Below are 15,481 nucleotides of genomic sequence, written 5' to 3'. Positions count from 1 at the left end.
TATCATAGCCGCGCCCCTGCCGAACCCGGGCATCACGGTGGCCATGCCGAGGGGCGCTGGCTCCTGCCCGGGCGGGTGCGTATAATCCCCGCCCAGACAATCACGCTCGGCCGCAAGGCCCCTCCTGAATAGACCCCAAACCGGTGACGGAAACGTCGGGCCTCGTGCCGCGACCCTGATTCTTATGGCGAAGAAACTCTTCATCAAGACCCACGGCTGCCAGATGAACGAGTATGACTCCGCGCGCATGGCGGATCTGCTCGGCGAGTCCCACGACCTGGAACTGACCGACGACGAAGCCCAGGCAGACGTGATCCTGCTCAATACCTGCTCGATCCGCGAGAAGGCCCAGGAGAAGGTCTTCCATCAGCTGGGGCGCTGGAAGAAGCTCAAGGAGAGCAACCCGGAGCTGGTGATCGGCGTCGGCGGCTGCGTGGCAAGCCAGGAGGGCGAGGCGCTGCGCAAGCGCGCCCCCCACGTGGACATGGTCTTCGGCCCCCAGACCCTGCACCGGGTACCGGCGATGCTCGACTCCCGCAAGCAGAACCAGATCTCGGTGGTGGACGTGACCTTCCCGGAGATCGAGAAATTCGATCACCTGCCCAAGCCCAGCTCCGACGGCGCCACCGCCTTCGTCTCGGTGATGGAGGGCTGCTCCAAGTACTGCACCTTCTGCGTGGTGCCCTACACCCGCGGCGAGGAGGTCTCGCGCCCCTTCGAGGCGGTGATGGACGAGGTGATCCACCTGGCCGACCAGGGCGTGCGCGAGATCAACCTGCTGGGCCAGAACGTCAACGCCTATCGGGGCGAGAACCAGCTCGGCGACGAAATCGACCTGGCCGAGTTGATCGCCTGCGTGGCGGCGGTGGAAGGCATCGACCGCATCCGCTTCACCACCTCCCACCCGGTGGAGTTCTCCGACAGCCTGATCGAGGCCTACGGCGAGATCCCCGAGCTGGTCAGCCACCTGCACCTGCCGGTGCAGTCCGGTTCCGACCGCATCCTGGCGGCCATGAAGCGCGGCCACGGCGTAGAAGAGTATGTGGACAAGATGGAGCGGATCCGCGAGCTGCGCCCGGACATCAGCTTCTCCTCGGACTTTATCATCGGCTTCCCCGGCGAGAGCGACGAGGATTTCGAGGCCACCATGGACCTGATCCATCGCATCGGCTTCGACCACTCCTTCAGCTTCGTCTACTCGGCGCGCCCCGGCACCCCGGCGGCCGGCCTCGAGGACGACACCCCGGAGGCCGTCAAGAAGCAGCGCCTGGCGATCCTCCAGGAGCGCATCAACCAGCAGGCGATGCAGATCAGTCGCCGCATGGTGGGCAGCACCCAGCGCATCCTGGTCACCGGCTTCTCGCCCAAGGACCCGGGCCAGCTCTCCGGGCGCACCGAGAACAACCGGGTGGTCAACTTCCGCGCCGCCAACCCCATGGAGCTGATCGGCTTCTTCGTCGACGTGGAGATCACCGAGGCGCTGCCCAACTCCCTGCGCGGTGAACTGGCCTCCCCGGCGCGCTACTAAGCGCCCGCGACGGACCTCCTTAGAGCCCCACCCGCGGGCCGCACCCAGGCATTGCCCCGGCACCGTCCGGGGCTTTAAGCTCATCGCATTCCCCCTGCCAAGGACCCTCTGCTCTTGAGCCAACACAGTTCTCAGGCCAATCGCATCATCACCCTGAACCTCGAGCCCAACGATCCCCGACGCCTGGCCAATCTCTGCGGCCAGCGCGACGAGCACCTCAAGCTGGTGGAGTCCCGCCTCGGGGTCACCCTGCGTAACCGCGGCAACACCTTCCAGTTGGCCGGTCCCGGCGCCCGGGTCAAGGCCGCCGCCAATGTGCTCGAGCACCTCTATCGGGAGGCCGAGGTCGACGAGCTCTCCCCGGATACCGTGCACCTCTTCCTGCAGGAGTCGGGCCTCGAGGCCCTGGAGGAGGACGAGGGGACCCTGGACGATCACGAGGTGCTGCTGCGCACCCCCAAGGTGGTGATCAAGCCCCGCGGCCAGAACCAGCAGGGCTATGTTCAGAGCATCCGTAACCACGATATCAACTTCGGTATCGGCCCGGCGGGTACCGGCAAGACCTACCTGGCGGTGGCCGCGGCGGTGGAGGCCCTCAACCAGCAGCAGGTGCGTCGCATCCTGCTGGTGCGTCCGGCGGTGGAGGCCGGCGAGAAGCTCGGCTTTCTGCCCGGCGACCTGGCCCAGAAGATCGACCCCTACCTGCGTCCGCTCTATGACGCCCTCTACGAGATGCTCGGCTTCGAGCAGGTGGGCAAGCTGATCGAGCGCCAGATCATCGAGATCGCGCCGCTCGCCTATATGCGCGGTCGCACCCTCAACAACTCCTTTATCATCCTCGACGAGAGCCAGAACACCACCCGCGAGCAGATGAAGATGTTCCTGACTCGCATCGGTTTCGGCTCCACCGCGGTGATCACCGGCGACGTGACCCAGGTGGACCTGCCCCGGGGCCAGAGCTCGGGGCTGATCCAGGTCCTCGACGTGCTCAAGGACACCGCCGGCATCGGCGTCACCCACTTCGCCGCCAAGGACGTGGTGCGCCACCCCATGGTGCAGCGCATCATCGAGGCCTATGACCGCTTCGAGGCGGAGCAGGAGGCCGAGGAGCGCGCCCGCAAGGAGGCCCGCCGCGAGGCCCGGGAACGTCAGCAGGCCGGCCAGGCCAACGGCAACCCCGGGGATACCGAGCAATGAGCGAGATCGACCGCCAGGTGGCCCTTGCCGACGCCGCCGAGCGGGCCAGCCTGCCCGATGAGGCGCGACTGGCCGCCTGGGTCGGCGCCGTGCTGGCCCGCCACCCGGAGGCCGCCGCTCACGAGCTGACGGTGCGCTTCGTCGACGCCGAGGAGAGCCAGGCCCTCAATCGTGACTATCGCGACAGGGACCGGCCCACCAATGTGCTCTCCTTCCCCTTCGAGAACCCGCCGGGGCTTGACCTTCCGCTGCTCGGCGACCTGGTGATCTGCCATGCGGTGGTGGTTCGCGAGGCCGGCGAGCAGGACAAGCCGCTGACGGCTCACTACGCTCATATGGTGGTGCATGGCACCTTGCATCTGCTGGGCCATGACCATATAGAGGATGACGAGGCCGAGCGCATGGAAGCCCTGGAAGTGGCCATCCTCGCCGAGCTGGGCTTCCCCGACCCCTACACGGCATCCGACCCGGCGCCCGGCGCGCCTTCTATCGAGGACACGAGACCCGACGCATGAGCGAAGACCGATCGAGTAGCCAGGGCAACAAGTCCTGGCTCGATAAGTTTTTCAGCGCCTTTTCCCCCGATAACGACGAGCCCAACTCCCGGGGCGAGCTGCTGCTCTTCCTGCGCGAGGCCAGCTCCCGCCTGCGCCTGGAGCAGGATGCCCTGACCATCATCGAGGGCGCCCTGCAGATCAACGACCAGCAGGTCCGCGAGGTCCTGATCCCGCGCTCCCAGGTCACCGCCATCGCCGTCGACCAGCCCCTGGAGGAGTACCTGCCGGTGATCCTCGAGACCGGCCACTCCCGCTACCCGGTGGTGGGCGAGAACCTCGACGAGGTACTCGGCATCCTGCTGGTCAAGGACCTGCTTCCCCTGCTGTGCCGCTCCCCGGAGGAGCGTGACGGCCTCGACCTGCGCCAGGTGCTGCGCCCGGCGATGTTCGTGCCGGAGTCCAAGCGCCTCAACAGCCTGCTCAAGGAGTTCCGCGACACCCACAACCATATGGCGGTGGTGGTCGACGAGTACGGCGGCACCGCGGGGATCGTCACCATCGAGGATATCCTCGAGCAGATCGTCGGCGATATCGAGGACGAGCACGATATCGACGAGGAGGAGGATATCCGCGAGCTGGGCGAGGGACGCTTCGCCATCCGCGCCCTGACCCCCATCGAGGACTTCAACGAGCGCTTCGAGACCCGCTTCCCCGACGAGGAGTTCGACACCCTGGGGGGCCTGGTGATGCAGCGCTTCGGCCACCTGCCCCGGCGCGGCGAGTTCACCGACCTGGGCGGCTGGCGCTTCACCGTGCTCAACGCGGACAATCGCCGCATCCGCCTGCTCCAGGCGGAACCCTGCGAGGCCGAGGACGACTGACCCGCGCCCCCAAGGAATCCTCTTCGACAAGGAACGTACCGATGAGCGAGTTGCGCCTGCGCCCCTGGCATGCCTATCTGCTGGCCCTGCTGGCCGGGGGCCTGACCACCCTCAGCGCCGCCCCTTTCGCCCTCTGGTGGCTGGGCCCGGTGGCCGCCGGCCTGATGTACCTGGGCCTCCACGCCCTGACCCCGGGCCAGGCCGCCATGAAGGGCTGGTGCTATGGCCTCGGTCTGTTCGGCAGCGGCGCCTCCTGGGTCTATGTGTCGATCCACGACTACGGCTACACCGGGGTGCCGCTGGCGTTGTTGCTCACCGGCCTCTTCGTCGCCGGCCTGGCGCTCTTCCACGCCGTCACCTTCGGGCTCTACCGGCGCCTCACCGGGCCGCGGCTGGCCGCCTTCACCTTCGCCGGCGCCTGGGTGCTGGGCGAGGGGCTGCGCACCTTCGCCTTTACCGGCTTCCCCTGGCTGCTGCTGGGGACCTCCCAGGTGGACTCGCCCCTGGCCCCCTGGGCCCCCATCGGCGGGGTCTACCTGCTGTCGCTGATCACCGCCCTCACGGGTAGCCTGGGCGTCGAGCTGCTGCGCCGGCGCTGGGCCGCCGGGGCCATCGTCGCCGCGCTCTGGCTGGCCGTGCTGGTGCTGCCCCGCCAGTGGAGCGAGCCCAACGGCGAGACCCGCCGGGTCGCCCTGCTGCAGGGCAACCTGGATCAGCTGATCAAGTGGACCCCGGAGGGCCAGCGGGTGGCGGCCAACACCTACAGCCGCCTGACCCTGGAACAGGACGACGATATCGACCTGATCGTCTGGCCCGAGGCGGCCCTGCCGATGTTCGAGGATCAGGCGCGACCGATCTTCGAGCGGGTGCAGGCCAACCTGGCCCCGGGAACCGCCCTGCTCGGCGGCGTCCTGCAGCGCGATGCCGACGACCGCTTCTATAACGCCGTGGTGGGCCTGGGCGAGGTGCAGGGCGAATACCGCAAGGCGCACCTGGTGCCCTTCGGCGAATACCTGCCCCTGGAAAGCCTGCTGCGCGGCGCCATCGCCTTCTTCGACCTGCCCATGCCGGCGCTCTACCCGGGCCCCGACCAGCAGGCGCCGATGCATGCCGCCGACCTGACCCTGGGCAACGCCATCTGCTACGAGATCATCTATCCCGACCTGGTGGCCAGCCGCGCCCGGGACGCGGATATCCTGCTCACCGTCTCCAACGACACCTGGTTCGGCGCCTCCCTGGGGCCCCGGCAGCATCTGCAGATGGCCCGCCTGCGGGCCCTGGAGAATGGCCGCTATGTGATGCGCGCCACCAGCAACGGCCTGACCGCCTTTATCGACCCCCAGGGTCGGGTGCTGGCCCAGGCGCCCCAGTTCGAGGTCGCCAGCCTGGTCGGCGAGGTGCAGGGCATGCAGGGGCTGACGCCCTTTACCCGCACCGGCAGCTGGCCCGCCTGGCTGCTGGCCGCCCTGCTGGTACTGCCGGGGCTGCGCCTGGCCCGCCGCGGCTGACCGTGTAGGTCGGGTAAGCGAGCCAAGGCGAACGCACCCGACGCTCGCGTTGGATGCGCCTTCGGCTTATCCAACCTACCGAGAGATCACAGCTAGCGGCGCTGGGGAAGCGGCCGTATTAGGTCGGGTAAATCCGACGCCGGCCTGCTTACTGCGAAAGATAGGTACCGCCAGACTCCCGTATCATGTTAGCGTGACTCCCCCCTGTGATACGGGTTTGTCGGCGCCAACCCATTGGAATCGTTAACCCCTATACCAACTCCAATAAAGACCAGAATGTCATGATGTCAGCTACCGAGTGTGTCGCTTCCCTGATCGAGAGTTTCCAGAACCGGCGCCCGCTGCGCTCCGGTTCGCTGATCGTCACCCTCTACGGCGACGCCATCGTGCCCCGCGGCGGCACCGTCTGGCTGGGCAGCATCTCCCAACTGCTGGAGCCCATCGGCATCAACGAGCGTCTGGTGCGCACCTCGGTCTACCGCCTGACCCGGGAGACCTGGCTACAGGGCGAGAAGACCGGTCGACGCAGCTACTACAGCCTCAGCGGCCCGGGGCGGCGACGCTTCGAGCAGGCCTTCAAGCGGGTCTATTTCGGCAATGGAGAGGCCTGGGACGGCGGCTGGACCCTGGTCTTCCTCGGCCAGCTGGCCACCGCGGAACGTGCCCGCGCCAAGGAGGAGCTGGAGTGGCTGGGCTTCGGCGCCTTCGCCGGCGGCGTACTCGCCCACCCGCGCATGCACCGCAGCGAGGCCCTGGGCGTGCTCCAGGAGCTCGGCGTCGCGGAGGACACCATCGTCCTGCATAGCGAGGCCAGCGAACCCCTGGCCCCCAGGGCGCTGCGCCTGCAGGTGCGCGAGAGCTGGAACCTGGACCAGCTGGCCGACAGCTATGGCCGCTTCCTGGCCCAGTTCCGCCCGCTCTGGAAGGCGCTCAGCGAGGGCCATGGCCTCGGCGATCAGGACGCCTTTATCGCCCGCACCCTGCTGATCCACGAGTATCGCAAGGTGCAGCTGCGCGACCCCCAGCTCCCCGAGGAGCTGCTGCCCACCGCCTGGGAGGGCCGCAACGCCCGCCAGCTATGCCGCAATATCTACCGGGAGATCTACCAGGGCGCCGAGCGCTGGCTGGACCGCCACCTGGAGACCGCCGAAGGCCCCCTGCCCGCCCCCGCCGCCAGCTTCTACCAACGCTTCGGCGGCCTGGATTGACCCTCAAGCAGGGTCGAGCCAGCATGAAAAACGCCCGCCGGCTTCATCGCCGGCGGGCGTTTTTCTCGAGGGGCAGCGATTACTGGTGCCGGAAGCTCGGCTTGCGCTTCTCGGCGAAGGCGCTCATGCCCTCCCGGCGATCGACAAAGGCGAAGGTGCTCTGGAAGGCGCGGCGCTCGAAGGTCAGCCCCGCCTGCAGCGGGCTCTCGAAGGCCTGGTTCACCGACTCGCGAATCAGCCGCACCACCGGCGCCGAGTGACCGGCGATGGTGGTGGCCAGGGCCAGGGCCTCGGTCTCCAGCTCGGCGGCGGGCACCACCCGGCACACCAGGCCGGCGCGCTCGGCCTCCTCGGCACCCATCATGCGCCCGGTCAGGCACAATTCCATGGCCTTGGCCTTGCCGATGGCGCGCACCAGCCGCTGGGTGCCGCCGGCGCCGGGCATGGTGCCGATCTTCACCTCGGGCTGGCCGAACCTGGCGCTATCGGCGGCCAGGATCAGGTCGCAGGCCATGGCCATCTCGCAGCCGCCACCCAGGGCGTAACCGGCCACCGCCGCCACCACCGGGGTGCGGCAGCGTTCCAGGGCCGCCCAGCCGCCATCGGCGGCGAAGGGGAAGTCCTCGGCCTGCAGGCCGGCCATGTCGCGATCGAGCATCTCGCCGATATCGGCGCCGGCGGCGAACACCTTGTCGCCCCCGGTCAGCACGATGGCGCCGATCTCGGCATCACCATCGAAGGCATCCAGGGCCCGGCCCAGCTCGGCCACCAGGCCGTTGCACAGGGCGTTATGGGCCTGGGGACGATCCAGGCGGATCACCCCGACCCGCCCCTCGCGGGTCACCCGGAGATAGTCGTAACTCATGCACTTTCCTCGCTGTTCTGACGCTGCCCCTTGGGCGCGTGGGCCGCGCCCTTGGGTGCGGTACTGCCGGCATCGAGACGGGGGCGGTCGGCGTCGAGCTCGCTAAGCGGCTCGCAGGCCTCCATCTGCTCCCGGCAGCGCCCCACCAGGCGCTGATACTCCCGGGTGCCCTGCTGCTTCCAGGCCACTTCCTGGTCGCTGAGCTCGCGCTTGACCTGGGCCGGGGAGCCCAGCACCAGGGACTGGGGCGGGCATTCGAAGCCGGCCTTGACGAAGGCCGCGGCGGCGACGATGGAGCGCTCGCCGATCACCGCACCGTCCATCACCACGGCATTCATGCCGACCATGGCATCGCGCTTGATCACGCAGCCATGCAGCACGGCGCCATGGCCGATATGGCCATCCTGCTCCACCTTGGTGACGCAGCCGGGAAAGCCGTGCATCACGCAGGTGTCCTGCAGGTTGGCGCCCTCCTCCAGCACCAGCTGGCCGAAGTCACCGCGCATCACCGCGCCGGGCCCCACATAGCAGCCGGGGCCGACGATGACGTCGCCGATCAGCACCGCGGTGGGGTGCACATAGGCGCTGGGATGCACCACCGGGGTTACCCCCTCGAGGCGATAGCAGGGCATGGCGAACCTCCTCTAGATAGCGTTGATGGATCGGAGCTGTTCCGGGACAAGCCTCGCGAAGACGCTATGACCCCCTCCCTGGGCGCTCGACTTTTTCCTGCGAAGCTACGCAATCCTGCTTCGCTTGCAGGGCCGGTGCTGGCCATCCATGGCCAGGCCGTTCGGAGCAGTGCTCCTCACCCCTCGAAAAAGACGCTTCGCGCTGGCTTGCCCCGGCGCCCCTTGCCAAAAAGTGGCTTGGCGAGCTTACGCCTCGGCCGGGGCGTGGCGACGGCTCTGCACCACCACGAAACGGCGAGTGACGAAGGCCTGGTCGCACAGGGAGGCGTTGGCCGCCGGGTTGCCGCCGGTGGCGTGGAAGTCGCTGAAGGCCGCGGACTGGTTGACGAAGACGCCGCCGTCCAGGTTGAGCGACAGGGGCGCGGCCACGTCCATGGCCAACTGCTCGAACTGCTCCGCCACGGTCTCGTCGGTGGTATAGGCACCCAGGGTGATGGCGCCCTTCTCGCCGATCACCTCGCGGGCCAGTTCGATGCTGTGCGCGGTGCTGTCGGTGGCGATCACGAAGCTGATCGGGCCGAAGCGCTCCTCGCTGAAGGCATCTCGCTGGTCGGCGTCGACCTTGAGCAGCAGCGGCGTGTGGATGCGTGCCTTGGGGAACTGCGGATGCTCGCGGGACTCGCTGTCCAGCAGTACCTCGCCCAGCTCGCGGCAGGCCGCGATGCGCTCGGCGGTGGCCGGTGCCTGGATGGCCCCCAGCACGGCGCAGGCGCGATCGTTGTCGGCGAGGAACTTCTCCACCGCCTTGGCCAGGGCGCCGGCCACCTGATCGAAGCTCATCGGCCCCTCGGCGGTCTCGATGCCGCCCTTGGGCACATAAATCGCCTGGGTGGTGGTGCACATCTGGCCGGAGTAGAGGCTCAGGGTGAAGGCCAGGTTACGGGTCACCGCCTTGAGGTCGGCGACGCTGTCGATGATCACGCTGTTGATGCCGGCCTTCTCGGTGAACACCTGGGCCTGGGTGGCGTTCTGCTCGAGCCACTCGCCGAAGGCGTTGGAGCCGGTGAAGTCGATCAGCTTGACCGCCGGGTGGAGCGCCAGCTCCTTGGTCACCGGTGCCTCGAGGCTGTCTGGGGCCAGGGTCACCAGGGCCGGGTCGAAGCCCGCCTCGGCGAGCACCTCCTGGGCGACCTTGACGGTCATCGCCACCGGCAGGATGGCGCCCGGGTGCGGCTTGACGATCACCGGGTTACCGGTGGCCAGGCTGGCGAACAGGCCCGGGTAGGTGTTCCAGGTGGGGAAGGTGGAGCAGGCCACCACCAGGGAGATGCCCCGGGGCACGATATGGAAGCGCTTGTTCATCACCAGGGGGTCGTGCTTGCCCTGGGGCTTGACCCACTGGGCGGTCTCCGGCACCTGGGCCATGGCCTGCCAGGCATAGGTGACGGCTTCCAGGCCCCGGTCCTGGGCGTGGGGGGCGCCGGCCTGGAAGGCCATCATCGGCGCCTGGCCGCTGGTGTGCATCACCGCCTGGCCGATCAGCGGGCTCTGGGCATTGAGGCGCGCCAGGATCTCCAGGCAGACGCCGACCCGCGCCCGGGCACCGGCATCGCGCCAGGCGGGCAGGGCCGCCTGCATGGCATCGATCAGGGCCGCGGTCTCGGGCTGATCATAGGTGATGCCCAGCTCGAAGCCGTAGGGGGAGACCTCGGCGCCGACCCGCTCGGAGGCGCCGGGGCTGACCAGGGAGAAGTGCTGCTTGCACAGCGCCTCGAAGGCGGCCGGGGCCCCCTTGACGGCGTCCTCGTCGTACTTCTTGAGGCTCTCGGGATAGGGGGTCCAGAACTCGCGGGAATGGATGGCCTGGACGGCGCCCTCGAGGGTGTCGCGGTGGCGCTCGAAGAACTGCTGGGCTTGCTGGGTCATGGGGGACTCCTGACTCAGGGAGGATATTTTGATACGCGATATACCCAAAGACTATCCATAGCGTAACGAAACATCAATCGCCACGGGACCAGGCGGTCCCTCACCGCTCCCCGCTCACGAATTACATACGCCTGTTTTTCCAGGCTTTTACCGACATGACGCCCTACGCAAGCGCCCCCTTCGACCATGGTATAAGGGCCGAAAACCCAGCGACGAGGGCGATATCAAGGTGCTGTTTTTTCAGGGATTTTACCCCATGACACCGGAAATACGATACACAGATCACAGGATCTTATCATTGATGCGTATCAAAAAATTCCTATACTCGTGGCTATCACCTCTCATTATGTATCGCTTTCACGGCACCCGAGCCGAATCGAGGAACCATGCCGAACCTGCTGCAACTCGAAGGCCCCCACCGCGGCGTCCTGCGTATCACCCTGCACCGCCCCGAGGCGCTCAACGCCCTGAACACCGCCCTGCTGGGCGAGCTGGCCGAGGTCCTGGCCGACGCCGACCAAGATGACGCCATTCGCGCCCTGGTGCTGACCGGCAGCCGTCGTGCCTTCGCCGCCGGCGCCGATATCAACGAGATGGCCGAGCGCGATCTGGTGGGCATGCTCGACGACCCCCGTCAGCGTCACTGGGCCGCCATCGCGCGTTTCTCCAAGCCCATCGTCGCCGCCATCAACGGCTTCACCCTGGGCGGCGGCTGCGAACTGGCCATGCATGCGGATATCCGTATCGCCGGCGAGGACGCCAAGTTCGGCCAGCCGGAGATCAACCTGGGCATCATGCCCGGTGCCGGCGGCACCCAGCGCCTGGTGCGGGCGGTGGGCCAGGCCCTGGCCACCCAGATGGTATTGACCGGCGAGCCGATCTCCGCCCGCCGCGCCCTGGAGGCGGGGCTGATCAGCGAGATCACCCAGCCGGAGCTGACCGTGGAGCGTGCCACCGCCATCGCCGAGCGCATCGCCGAGAAGGCGCCCCTGGCGGTACGCCTGGCCAAGGAGGCCCTGCACAAGGCCCTGGACACCGACCTGGCCACCGGCCTGCGCTTCGAGCGTCACGCCTTTACCGTGCTGGCCGGCACCGCCGATCGCCAGGAGGGTATCCAGGCCTTCCAGGAAAAACGCCGCGCCCAATTCACCGGACGCTAACGCCCCCTTTGACGACAGAAGGACAGCGCCATGACCGATCAGCCCTTGCACTACTGCGTGGAAGCCGGCATCGCCCGCATTACCCTCAACCGCCCCGACAGCCTCAATAGCTTCAACGGCGAGATGCACGCCGCCATGCGCGAGGCCCTCAAGGCGGTGCGTCAGGACAAGAGCGTGCGGGTGCTGCTGCTGACCGGCAACGGTCGCGGCTTCTGCGCCGGCCAGGACCTCTCCGACCGCAACGTGGCTCCCGGCGCCGAGGCGCCGGACCTGGGCGAGTCCCTGGAGAAGCGCTACAACCCCATGCTGCGCACCCTGCGCGACCTGCCCTTCCCCACCGTCTGCGCGGTGAACGGCGTGGCCGCGGGTGCCGGCGCCAATATCGCCCTGGCCTGCGACATCGTGCTGGCGGCGCGCTCCGCGAGCTTTATCCAGGCCTTCTGCAAGATCGGCCTGATTCCCGACTCCGGCGGCACCTGGAGCCTGCCGCGCCTGGTGGGCATGGCCCGCGCCAAGGGCCTGGCCATGCTCGGTGACAAGCTCGGCGCCGAGCAGGCCGAGCAGTGGGGCCTGATCTGGCGCTGCGTGGACGACGAGGCGCTGGCCGACGAGGCCCTGAGCCTGGCCCGCCACCTGGCCACCCAGCCCACCCAGGGCCTGGCCTATATCAAGCGCGCCCTGCATGCCAGCGACGACAACGGCTTCGACGAGCAGCTCGACCTGGAGCGCGACCTGCAGCGCCTGGCCGGCCGCACCAACGACTACCGGGAAGGCGTCAGCGCCTTTATGGAAAAGCGCCAGCCCGAGTTCAAGGGGGAGTAAGCATGGCCAAGCAGCAGCCGACTCTTCATCACACCCAAGGGGAATAAGATGCCCGCACTCGACACTCATATCGTTGTCGGCGTGGTCGGCGCGGGCGCCATGGGCGCCGGCATCGCCCAGGTGGCGGCCCAGGCCGGTCACCCGGTGCGCCTCCATGACACCCGCGATGGCGCCGCCGAGGCCGGCATCGCCGGCATCCGTAAGCAGCTCGAGAAGCGCGTCGCCAAGGGCAAGCTGACCCAGGAGGCGGTGGAGGCGGTGATCGACCGCCTCAGCCCGGCATCCAGCCTGGACGACTTCGCCGGCTGCGGCCTGGTGGTGGAAGCCATCGTCGAGAAGCTGGAGGTCAAGCGGGAGCTGTTCGCCCGCCTCGAGGCGATCTGCGGCGAGACGGCGATCCTCGCCAGCAACACCTCCTCGCTCTCCATCACTTCGATTGCCGCGAACCTGGAGCGCCCGGAGCGCCTGGCCGGCCTGCACTTCTTCAATCCGGCACCGGTGATGAAGCTGGTGGAGATCGTCTCCGGGCTGGCCACCGAGCCGGCCCTCGCCGAGACCCTCTACGCCACCGCCGCGGCCTGGGGCAAGACCCCGGTGCACGCCAGCTCCACCCCGGGCTTTATCGTCAACCGGGTGGCGCGCCCCTTCTATGCCGAGGGCCTGCGCCTGCTGCAGGAAGGCGCCGCCGATGCCGCCACCCTGGACGCCCTGCTGCGCCAGGCCGGCGGCTTTCGCATGGGCCCCTTCGAGCTGATGGACCTGATCGGCCATGACGTCAACTACGCCGTCACCCGCTCGGTCTTCGACGCCTACTATGGCGACACCCGCTTCGAGCCCTCCCTGGTGCAGCTGGCCCTGGTCGAGGCCGGCCGCCTGGGTCGCAAGAGCGGCCAGGGCTTCTACGACTACCGCGACGGCGCCGACAAGCCGGCGCCGCGCTTCGCCGCCCCGGCGAACGCCGACCTGCCGCCGCTGGTGGTGGAGGGCGAGGCGGGCTTTTTGGCCCCGCTGATCGAGCGCGCCCGTGCCGCCGGGATCGAAGTGGTACAACGTCCGGCCCAGGGCGCCGCGGCCCTGCCGACCCTGCGCCTGGGTGAGCTGACCCTGGCGCTGAGCGACGGCCGCTGCGCCGCCGAGCGGGCCGCCGACGAGCGCCGCGAGGGCCTGGTGCTCTTCGACCTCTGCCTCGACTACGCCGAGGCCAGCGCCATCGCCCTGGCCGCCAGCGCCGCCACCGATGAGGCACAGCGCGCCGTCGCGGCGGCCTTCTTCCAGCGCCTGGGCCTGGCCGTGGCCTGGATCGACGACACCCCGGGCCTGGTGGTGCTGCGCACCGTGGCGATGCTCGCCAACGAGGCCGCCGACGCCGTTCACCAGGGCGTCTGCAGCGCCGCCGATGGCGACCTGGCCATGCGCGCCGGGGTCAACTACCCCCGCGGTCCCCTGGCCTGGGCGGAAGCCCTGGGCCTCGACTATGTGCACCGCACCCTGACCCACCTGCAGCAGAGCTACGGCCAGGATCGCTACCGCGCCGCCTTCCTGCTGCGCCGCAAGGCCATCGCCGAGGAGCGTTTCCATGAGTGAGTCCCTGACCCCGCAGCAGTTGGCCGAGGCCTGCGCCGAGGCGATGTTCGCCCGCGACACCGCAAGCCAAGCACTGGGCATGGAGATCGTCTCGGTGGCCCCGGGCCGGGCGGTGATGCGCATGAGGGTGCGCGACACCATGGTCCAGGGCCACGGCAACTGCCACGGTGGTTACCTCTTCACCCTGGCCGACTCGGCCTTCGCCTTCGCTTGCAATACTTACGACGAGGCCACCGTGGCCTCGGGCTGCAGCATCGACTACCTGGGGCCGGCCTGGGAGGGCGATGAGCTGACCGCCACCGCCGAGGAGCAGAGTCGCCGCGGGCGCACCGGCGTCTACGACATCACCATCCGTAACCAGCACGGTGACGCCATCGCCCTGTTCCGGGGCCGCTCCTACAAGATCCGCGGCAGCGTACGCCGCCTCGAGGAATCCACCGCCGCAGAGGGCCAAGCATGAACGACGCCTATATCATCGACGCCATTCGTACCCCCATCGGCCGTTACGGCGGCGCCCTCGCCCCGGTGCGCGCCGACGACCTGGGCGCCATCCCCATGCGCGAGCTGATGGCGCGCAACCCCTCGGTGGACTGGTCGCAACTGGATGACGTGCTCTACGGCTGCGCCAACCAGGCCGGCGAGGACAACCGCAACGTGGCGCGCATGTCGGCGCTGCTGGCGGGCCTGCCGGTGGACGTGCCCGGCACCACCCTGAACCGCCTGTGCGGCTCCGGCATGGATGCGGTGGGCTACGCCGCCCGCGCCATCAAGGCCGGCGAGACCGGCCTGATGCTGGCCGGCGGCGTGGAGTCCATGTCCCGGGCACCCTTCGTGATGGGCAAGGCGGAGCAGGCCTTCTCGCGCAGCGCCGACATCCATGACACCACCATCGGCTGGCGCTTCGTCAACCGCCAGATGAAGGCCCGGTTCGGCATCGACTCCATGCCGGAGACCGCCGAGAACGTCGCCGAGCAGTTCAAGATCTCCCGGGAAGACCAGGACGCCTTCGCCCTGCGCAGCCAGCAGCGCACCGCCGCCGCCATGGAGCGCGGCCGCCTGGCCCAGGAGATCGTCCCGGTGGAAGTGCCGCGGCGCAAGCAGGAGCCGCGGGTGGTCGATACCGACGAGCATCCCCGCGCCTCCACCACCCTGGATCAACTGGCGGGGCTCCCCACCCCCTTCCGCGAGGGCGGCAGCGTCACCGCCGGCAACGCCTCCGGGGTCAATGACGGCGCCTGCGCCCTGCTGCTGGCCTCCCGGGCCCAGGCGGAACGCTTCGGCCTCAAGGCCCGCGCGCGAGTGGTCGGCATGGCCACCGCCGGCGTCGAGCCGCGCATCATGGGCTTCGGCCCCGCCCCGGCCACCCGTAAGGTGCTGGCCCAGACCGGCCTGACCCTCGACCAGATGGACGTGATCGAGCTCAACGAGGCCTTCGCCGCCCAGGCCCTGGCGGTGACCCGCGACCTGGGCCTTGCCGACGACGCCGAACACGTCAACCCCAACGGCGGCGCCATCGCCCTCGGCCACCCGCTGGGCATGAGCGGCGCCCGCCTGATCACCACCGCGCTGCATGAACTCGAGGCCCGCCAGGGACGCTACGCGCTGTGCACCATGTGCATCGGCGTGGGCCAGGGCATCGCCATCATCATCGAGCGCCTGTGACCCATAACGAT

At 68.7% G+C, this 15,481-nt stretch carries 14 protein-coding genes; 11 read left to right on the top strand and 3 right to left on the bottom strand.

Features of this window, described 5'->3' with window-relative positions; translation table 11 throughout:
* The first annotated feature begins 184 nt into the window (after positions 1–184).
* The 6 genes from miaB to paaX all read left to right on the top strand — a co-directional run bounded on the left by miaB (position 185) and on the right by paaX (position 6,819).
* Positions 185–1,528, top strand: a complete 1,344-nt coding sequence (miaB, locus tag NFU04_RS03615; RefSeq protein WP_251308136.1) for a tRNA (N6-isopentenyl adenosine(37)-C2)-methylthiotransferase MiaB — start codon at positions 185–187, stop codon at positions 1,526–1,528.
* A 114-nt stretch (positions 1,529–1,642) separates the two neighbouring features.
* Positions 1,643–2,725 carry a PhoH family protein gene (locus NFU04_RS03610; protein WP_251308135.1) on the top strand — a complete coding sequence of 361 codons (1,083 nt, stop codon included), beginning with the start codon at positions 1,643–1,645 and terminating at the stop codon, positions 2,723–2,725.
* The gene (gene ybeY, locus NFU04_RS03605) at positions 2,722–3,240 is read left to right on the top strand and encodes an rRNA maturation RNase YbeY (protein ID WP_251308134.1); all 519 of its coding nucleotides are present in this window, start codon (positions 2,722–2,724) and stop codon (positions 3,238–3,240) included. Before NFU04_RS03610 ends, ybeY begins: the two co-directional genes overlap by 4 nt.
* A complete protein-coding gene (locus NFU04_RS03600) occupies positions 3,237–4,103 on the top strand; it encodes an HlyC/CorC family transporter (RefSeq protein ID WP_146804027.1) in 867 nt (288 codons plus the stop codon). Before ybeY ends, NFU04_RS03600 begins: the two co-directional genes overlap by 4 nt.
* Positions 4,104–4,144: 41 nt before the next feature.
* Positions 4,145–5,611, top strand: coding sequence for an apolipoprotein N-acyltransferase (lnt, locus tag NFU04_RS03595; protein WP_251308133.1), 1,467 nt, complete (start codon positions 4,145–4,147; stop codon positions 5,609–5,611).
* Between the two features lie 281 nt (positions 5,612–5,892).
* Positions 5,893–6,819: a phenylacetic acid degradation operon negative regulatory protein PaaX gene (paaX, locus tag NFU04_RS03590; protein WP_251308132.1), complete on the top strand. Its 927-nt coding sequence runs from the start codon at positions 5,893–5,895 to the stop codon at positions 6,817–6,819.
* Positions 6,820–6,898: 79 nt separating this feature from the next.
* Here the strand turns inward: paaX and NFU04_RS03585 are convergent, their stop codons facing one another.
* The 3 genes from NFU04_RS03585 to paaN form a co-directional block, all read right to left on the bottom strand.
* Entirely contained in the window at positions 6,899–7,684 is a 786-nt protein-coding gene (locus NFU04_RS03585) for an enoyl-CoA hydratase-related protein (RefSeq protein ID WP_251308131.1), read from the bottom strand.
* Positions 7,681–8,316 carry a phenylacetic acid degradation protein PaaY gene (paaY, locus tag NFU04_RS03580; RefSeq protein WP_251308130.1) on the bottom strand — a complete coding sequence of 212 codons (636 nt, stop codon included), beginning with the start codon at positions 8,314–8,316 and terminating at the stop codon, positions 7,681–7,683. The genes NFU04_RS03585 and paaY overlap by 4 nt, the downstream gene beginning before the upstream one ends.
* A gap of 246 nt (positions 8,317–8,562) precedes the next feature.
* A complete protein-coding gene (paaN, locus tag NFU04_RS03575; protein WP_251308129.1) occupies positions 8,563–10,242 on the bottom strand; it encodes a phenylacetic acid degradation protein PaaN in 1,680 nt (559 codons plus the stop codon).
* A gap of 386 nt (positions 10,243–10,628) precedes the next feature.
* On the opposite strand from paaN, the gene paaF reads away from it, so the two are divergent.
* Genes paaF through pcaF form a run of 5 tightly spaced genes read left to right on the top strand, consistent with a single transcriptional unit; the run spans position 10,629 to position 15,470 of the window.
* Entirely contained in the window at positions 10,629–11,402 is a 774-nt protein-coding gene (paaF, locus tag NFU04_RS03570; protein WP_251308128.1) for a 2,3-dehydroadipyl-CoA hydratase PaaF, read from the top strand.
* 30 nt (positions 11,403–11,432) lie between these two features.
* A complete protein-coding gene (paaG, locus tag NFU04_RS03565; protein ID WP_251308127.1) occupies positions 11,433–12,224 on the top strand; it encodes a 2-(1,2-epoxy-1,2-dihydrophenyl)acetyl-CoA isomerase PaaG in 792 nt (263 codons plus the stop codon).
* Between the two features lie 48 nt (positions 12,225–12,272).
* Positions 12,273–13,808 (top strand): 3-hydroxyacyl-CoA dehydrogenase PaaH, encoded by a 1,536-nt coding sequence (gene paaH, locus NFU04_RS03560; RefSeq protein WP_251308126.1) that lies wholly within the window; start codon positions 12,273–12,275, stop codon positions 13,806–13,808.
* Positions 13,801–14,268, top strand: a complete 468-nt coding sequence (gene paaI, locus NFU04_RS03555) for a hydroxyphenylacetyl-CoA thioesterase PaaI (RefSeq protein ID WP_251308125.1) — start codon at positions 13,801–13,803, stop codon at positions 14,266–14,268. The genes paaH and paaI overlap by 8 nt, the downstream gene beginning before the upstream one ends.
* On the top strand, positions 14,265–15,470 hold the full coding sequence (gene pcaF, locus NFU04_RS03550) for a 3-oxoadipyl-CoA thiolase (protein ID WP_251308124.1): 1,206 nt from the start codon (positions 14,265–14,267) through the stop codon (positions 15,468–15,470). The genes paaI and pcaF overlap by 4 nt, the downstream gene beginning before the upstream one ends.
* Positions 15,471–15,481 lie beyond the last annotated feature (11 nt).

It is taken from the genome of Halomonas sp. NCCP-2165, assembly GCF_023708045.1.
Taxonomy (GTDB): Bacteria; Pseudomonadota; Gammaproteobacteria; order Pseudomonadales; family Halomonadaceae; genus Bisbaumannia; species Bisbaumannia pacifica.
The sequence above is the reverse complement of the archived record's forward strand: the minus strand, read 5'-3'. Positions and strand labels throughout refer to the sequence as shown.

Excerpts from the sequence above, each read along its gene's own strand:
- miaB (WP_251308136.1), top strand. The coding sequence starts at position 185 with ATGGCGAAGAAACTCTTCATCAAGACCCACGGCTGCCAGATGAACGAG.
- ybeY (WP_251308134.1), top strand. The coding sequence starts at position 2,722 with ATGAGCGAGATCGACCGCCAGGTGGCCCTTGCCGACGCCGCCGAGCGG.
- NFU04_RS03600 (WP_146804027.1), top strand. The coding sequence starts at position 3,237 with ATGAGCGAAGACCGATCGAGTAGCCAGGGCAACAAGTCCTGGCTCGAT.
- lnt (WP_251308133.1), top strand. The coding sequence starts at position 4,145 with ATGAGCGAGTTGCGCCTGCGCCCCTGGCATGCCTATCTGCTGGCCCTG.
- paaX (WP_251308132.1), top strand. The coding sequence starts at position 5,893 with ATGATGTCAGCTACCGAGTGTGTCGCTTCCCTGATCGAGAGTTTCCAG.
- NFU04_RS03585 (WP_251308131.1), bottom strand. The coding sequence starts at position 7,684 with ATGAGTTACGACTATCTCCGGGTGACCCGCGAGGGGCGGGTCGGGGTG.
- paaY (WP_251308130.1), bottom strand. The coding sequence starts at position 8,316 with ATGCCCTGCTATCGCCTCGAGGGGGTAACCCCGGTGGTGCATCCCAGC.
- paaN (WP_251308129.1), bottom strand. The coding sequence starts at position 10,242 with ATGACCCAGCAAGCCCAGCAGTTCTTCGAGCGCCACCGCGACACCCTC.
- paaF (WP_251308128.1), top strand. The coding sequence starts at position 10,629 with ATGCCGAACCTGCTGCAACTCGAAGGCCCCCACCGCGGCGTCCTGCGT.
- paaG (WP_251308127.1), top strand. The coding sequence starts at position 11,433 with ATGACCGATCAGCCCTTGCACTACTGCGTGGAAGCCGGCATCGCCCGC.
- paaH (WP_251308126.1), top strand. The coding sequence starts at position 12,273 with ATGCCCGCACTCGACACTCATATCGTTGTCGGCGTGGTCGGCGCGGGC.
- paaI (WP_251308125.1), top strand. The coding sequence starts at position 13,801 with ATGAGTGAGTCCCTGACCCCGCAGCAGTTGGCCGAGGCCTGCGCCGAG.
- pcaF (WP_251308124.1), top strand. The coding sequence starts at position 14,265 with ATGAACGACGCCTATATCATCGACGCCATTCGTACCCCCATCGGCCGT.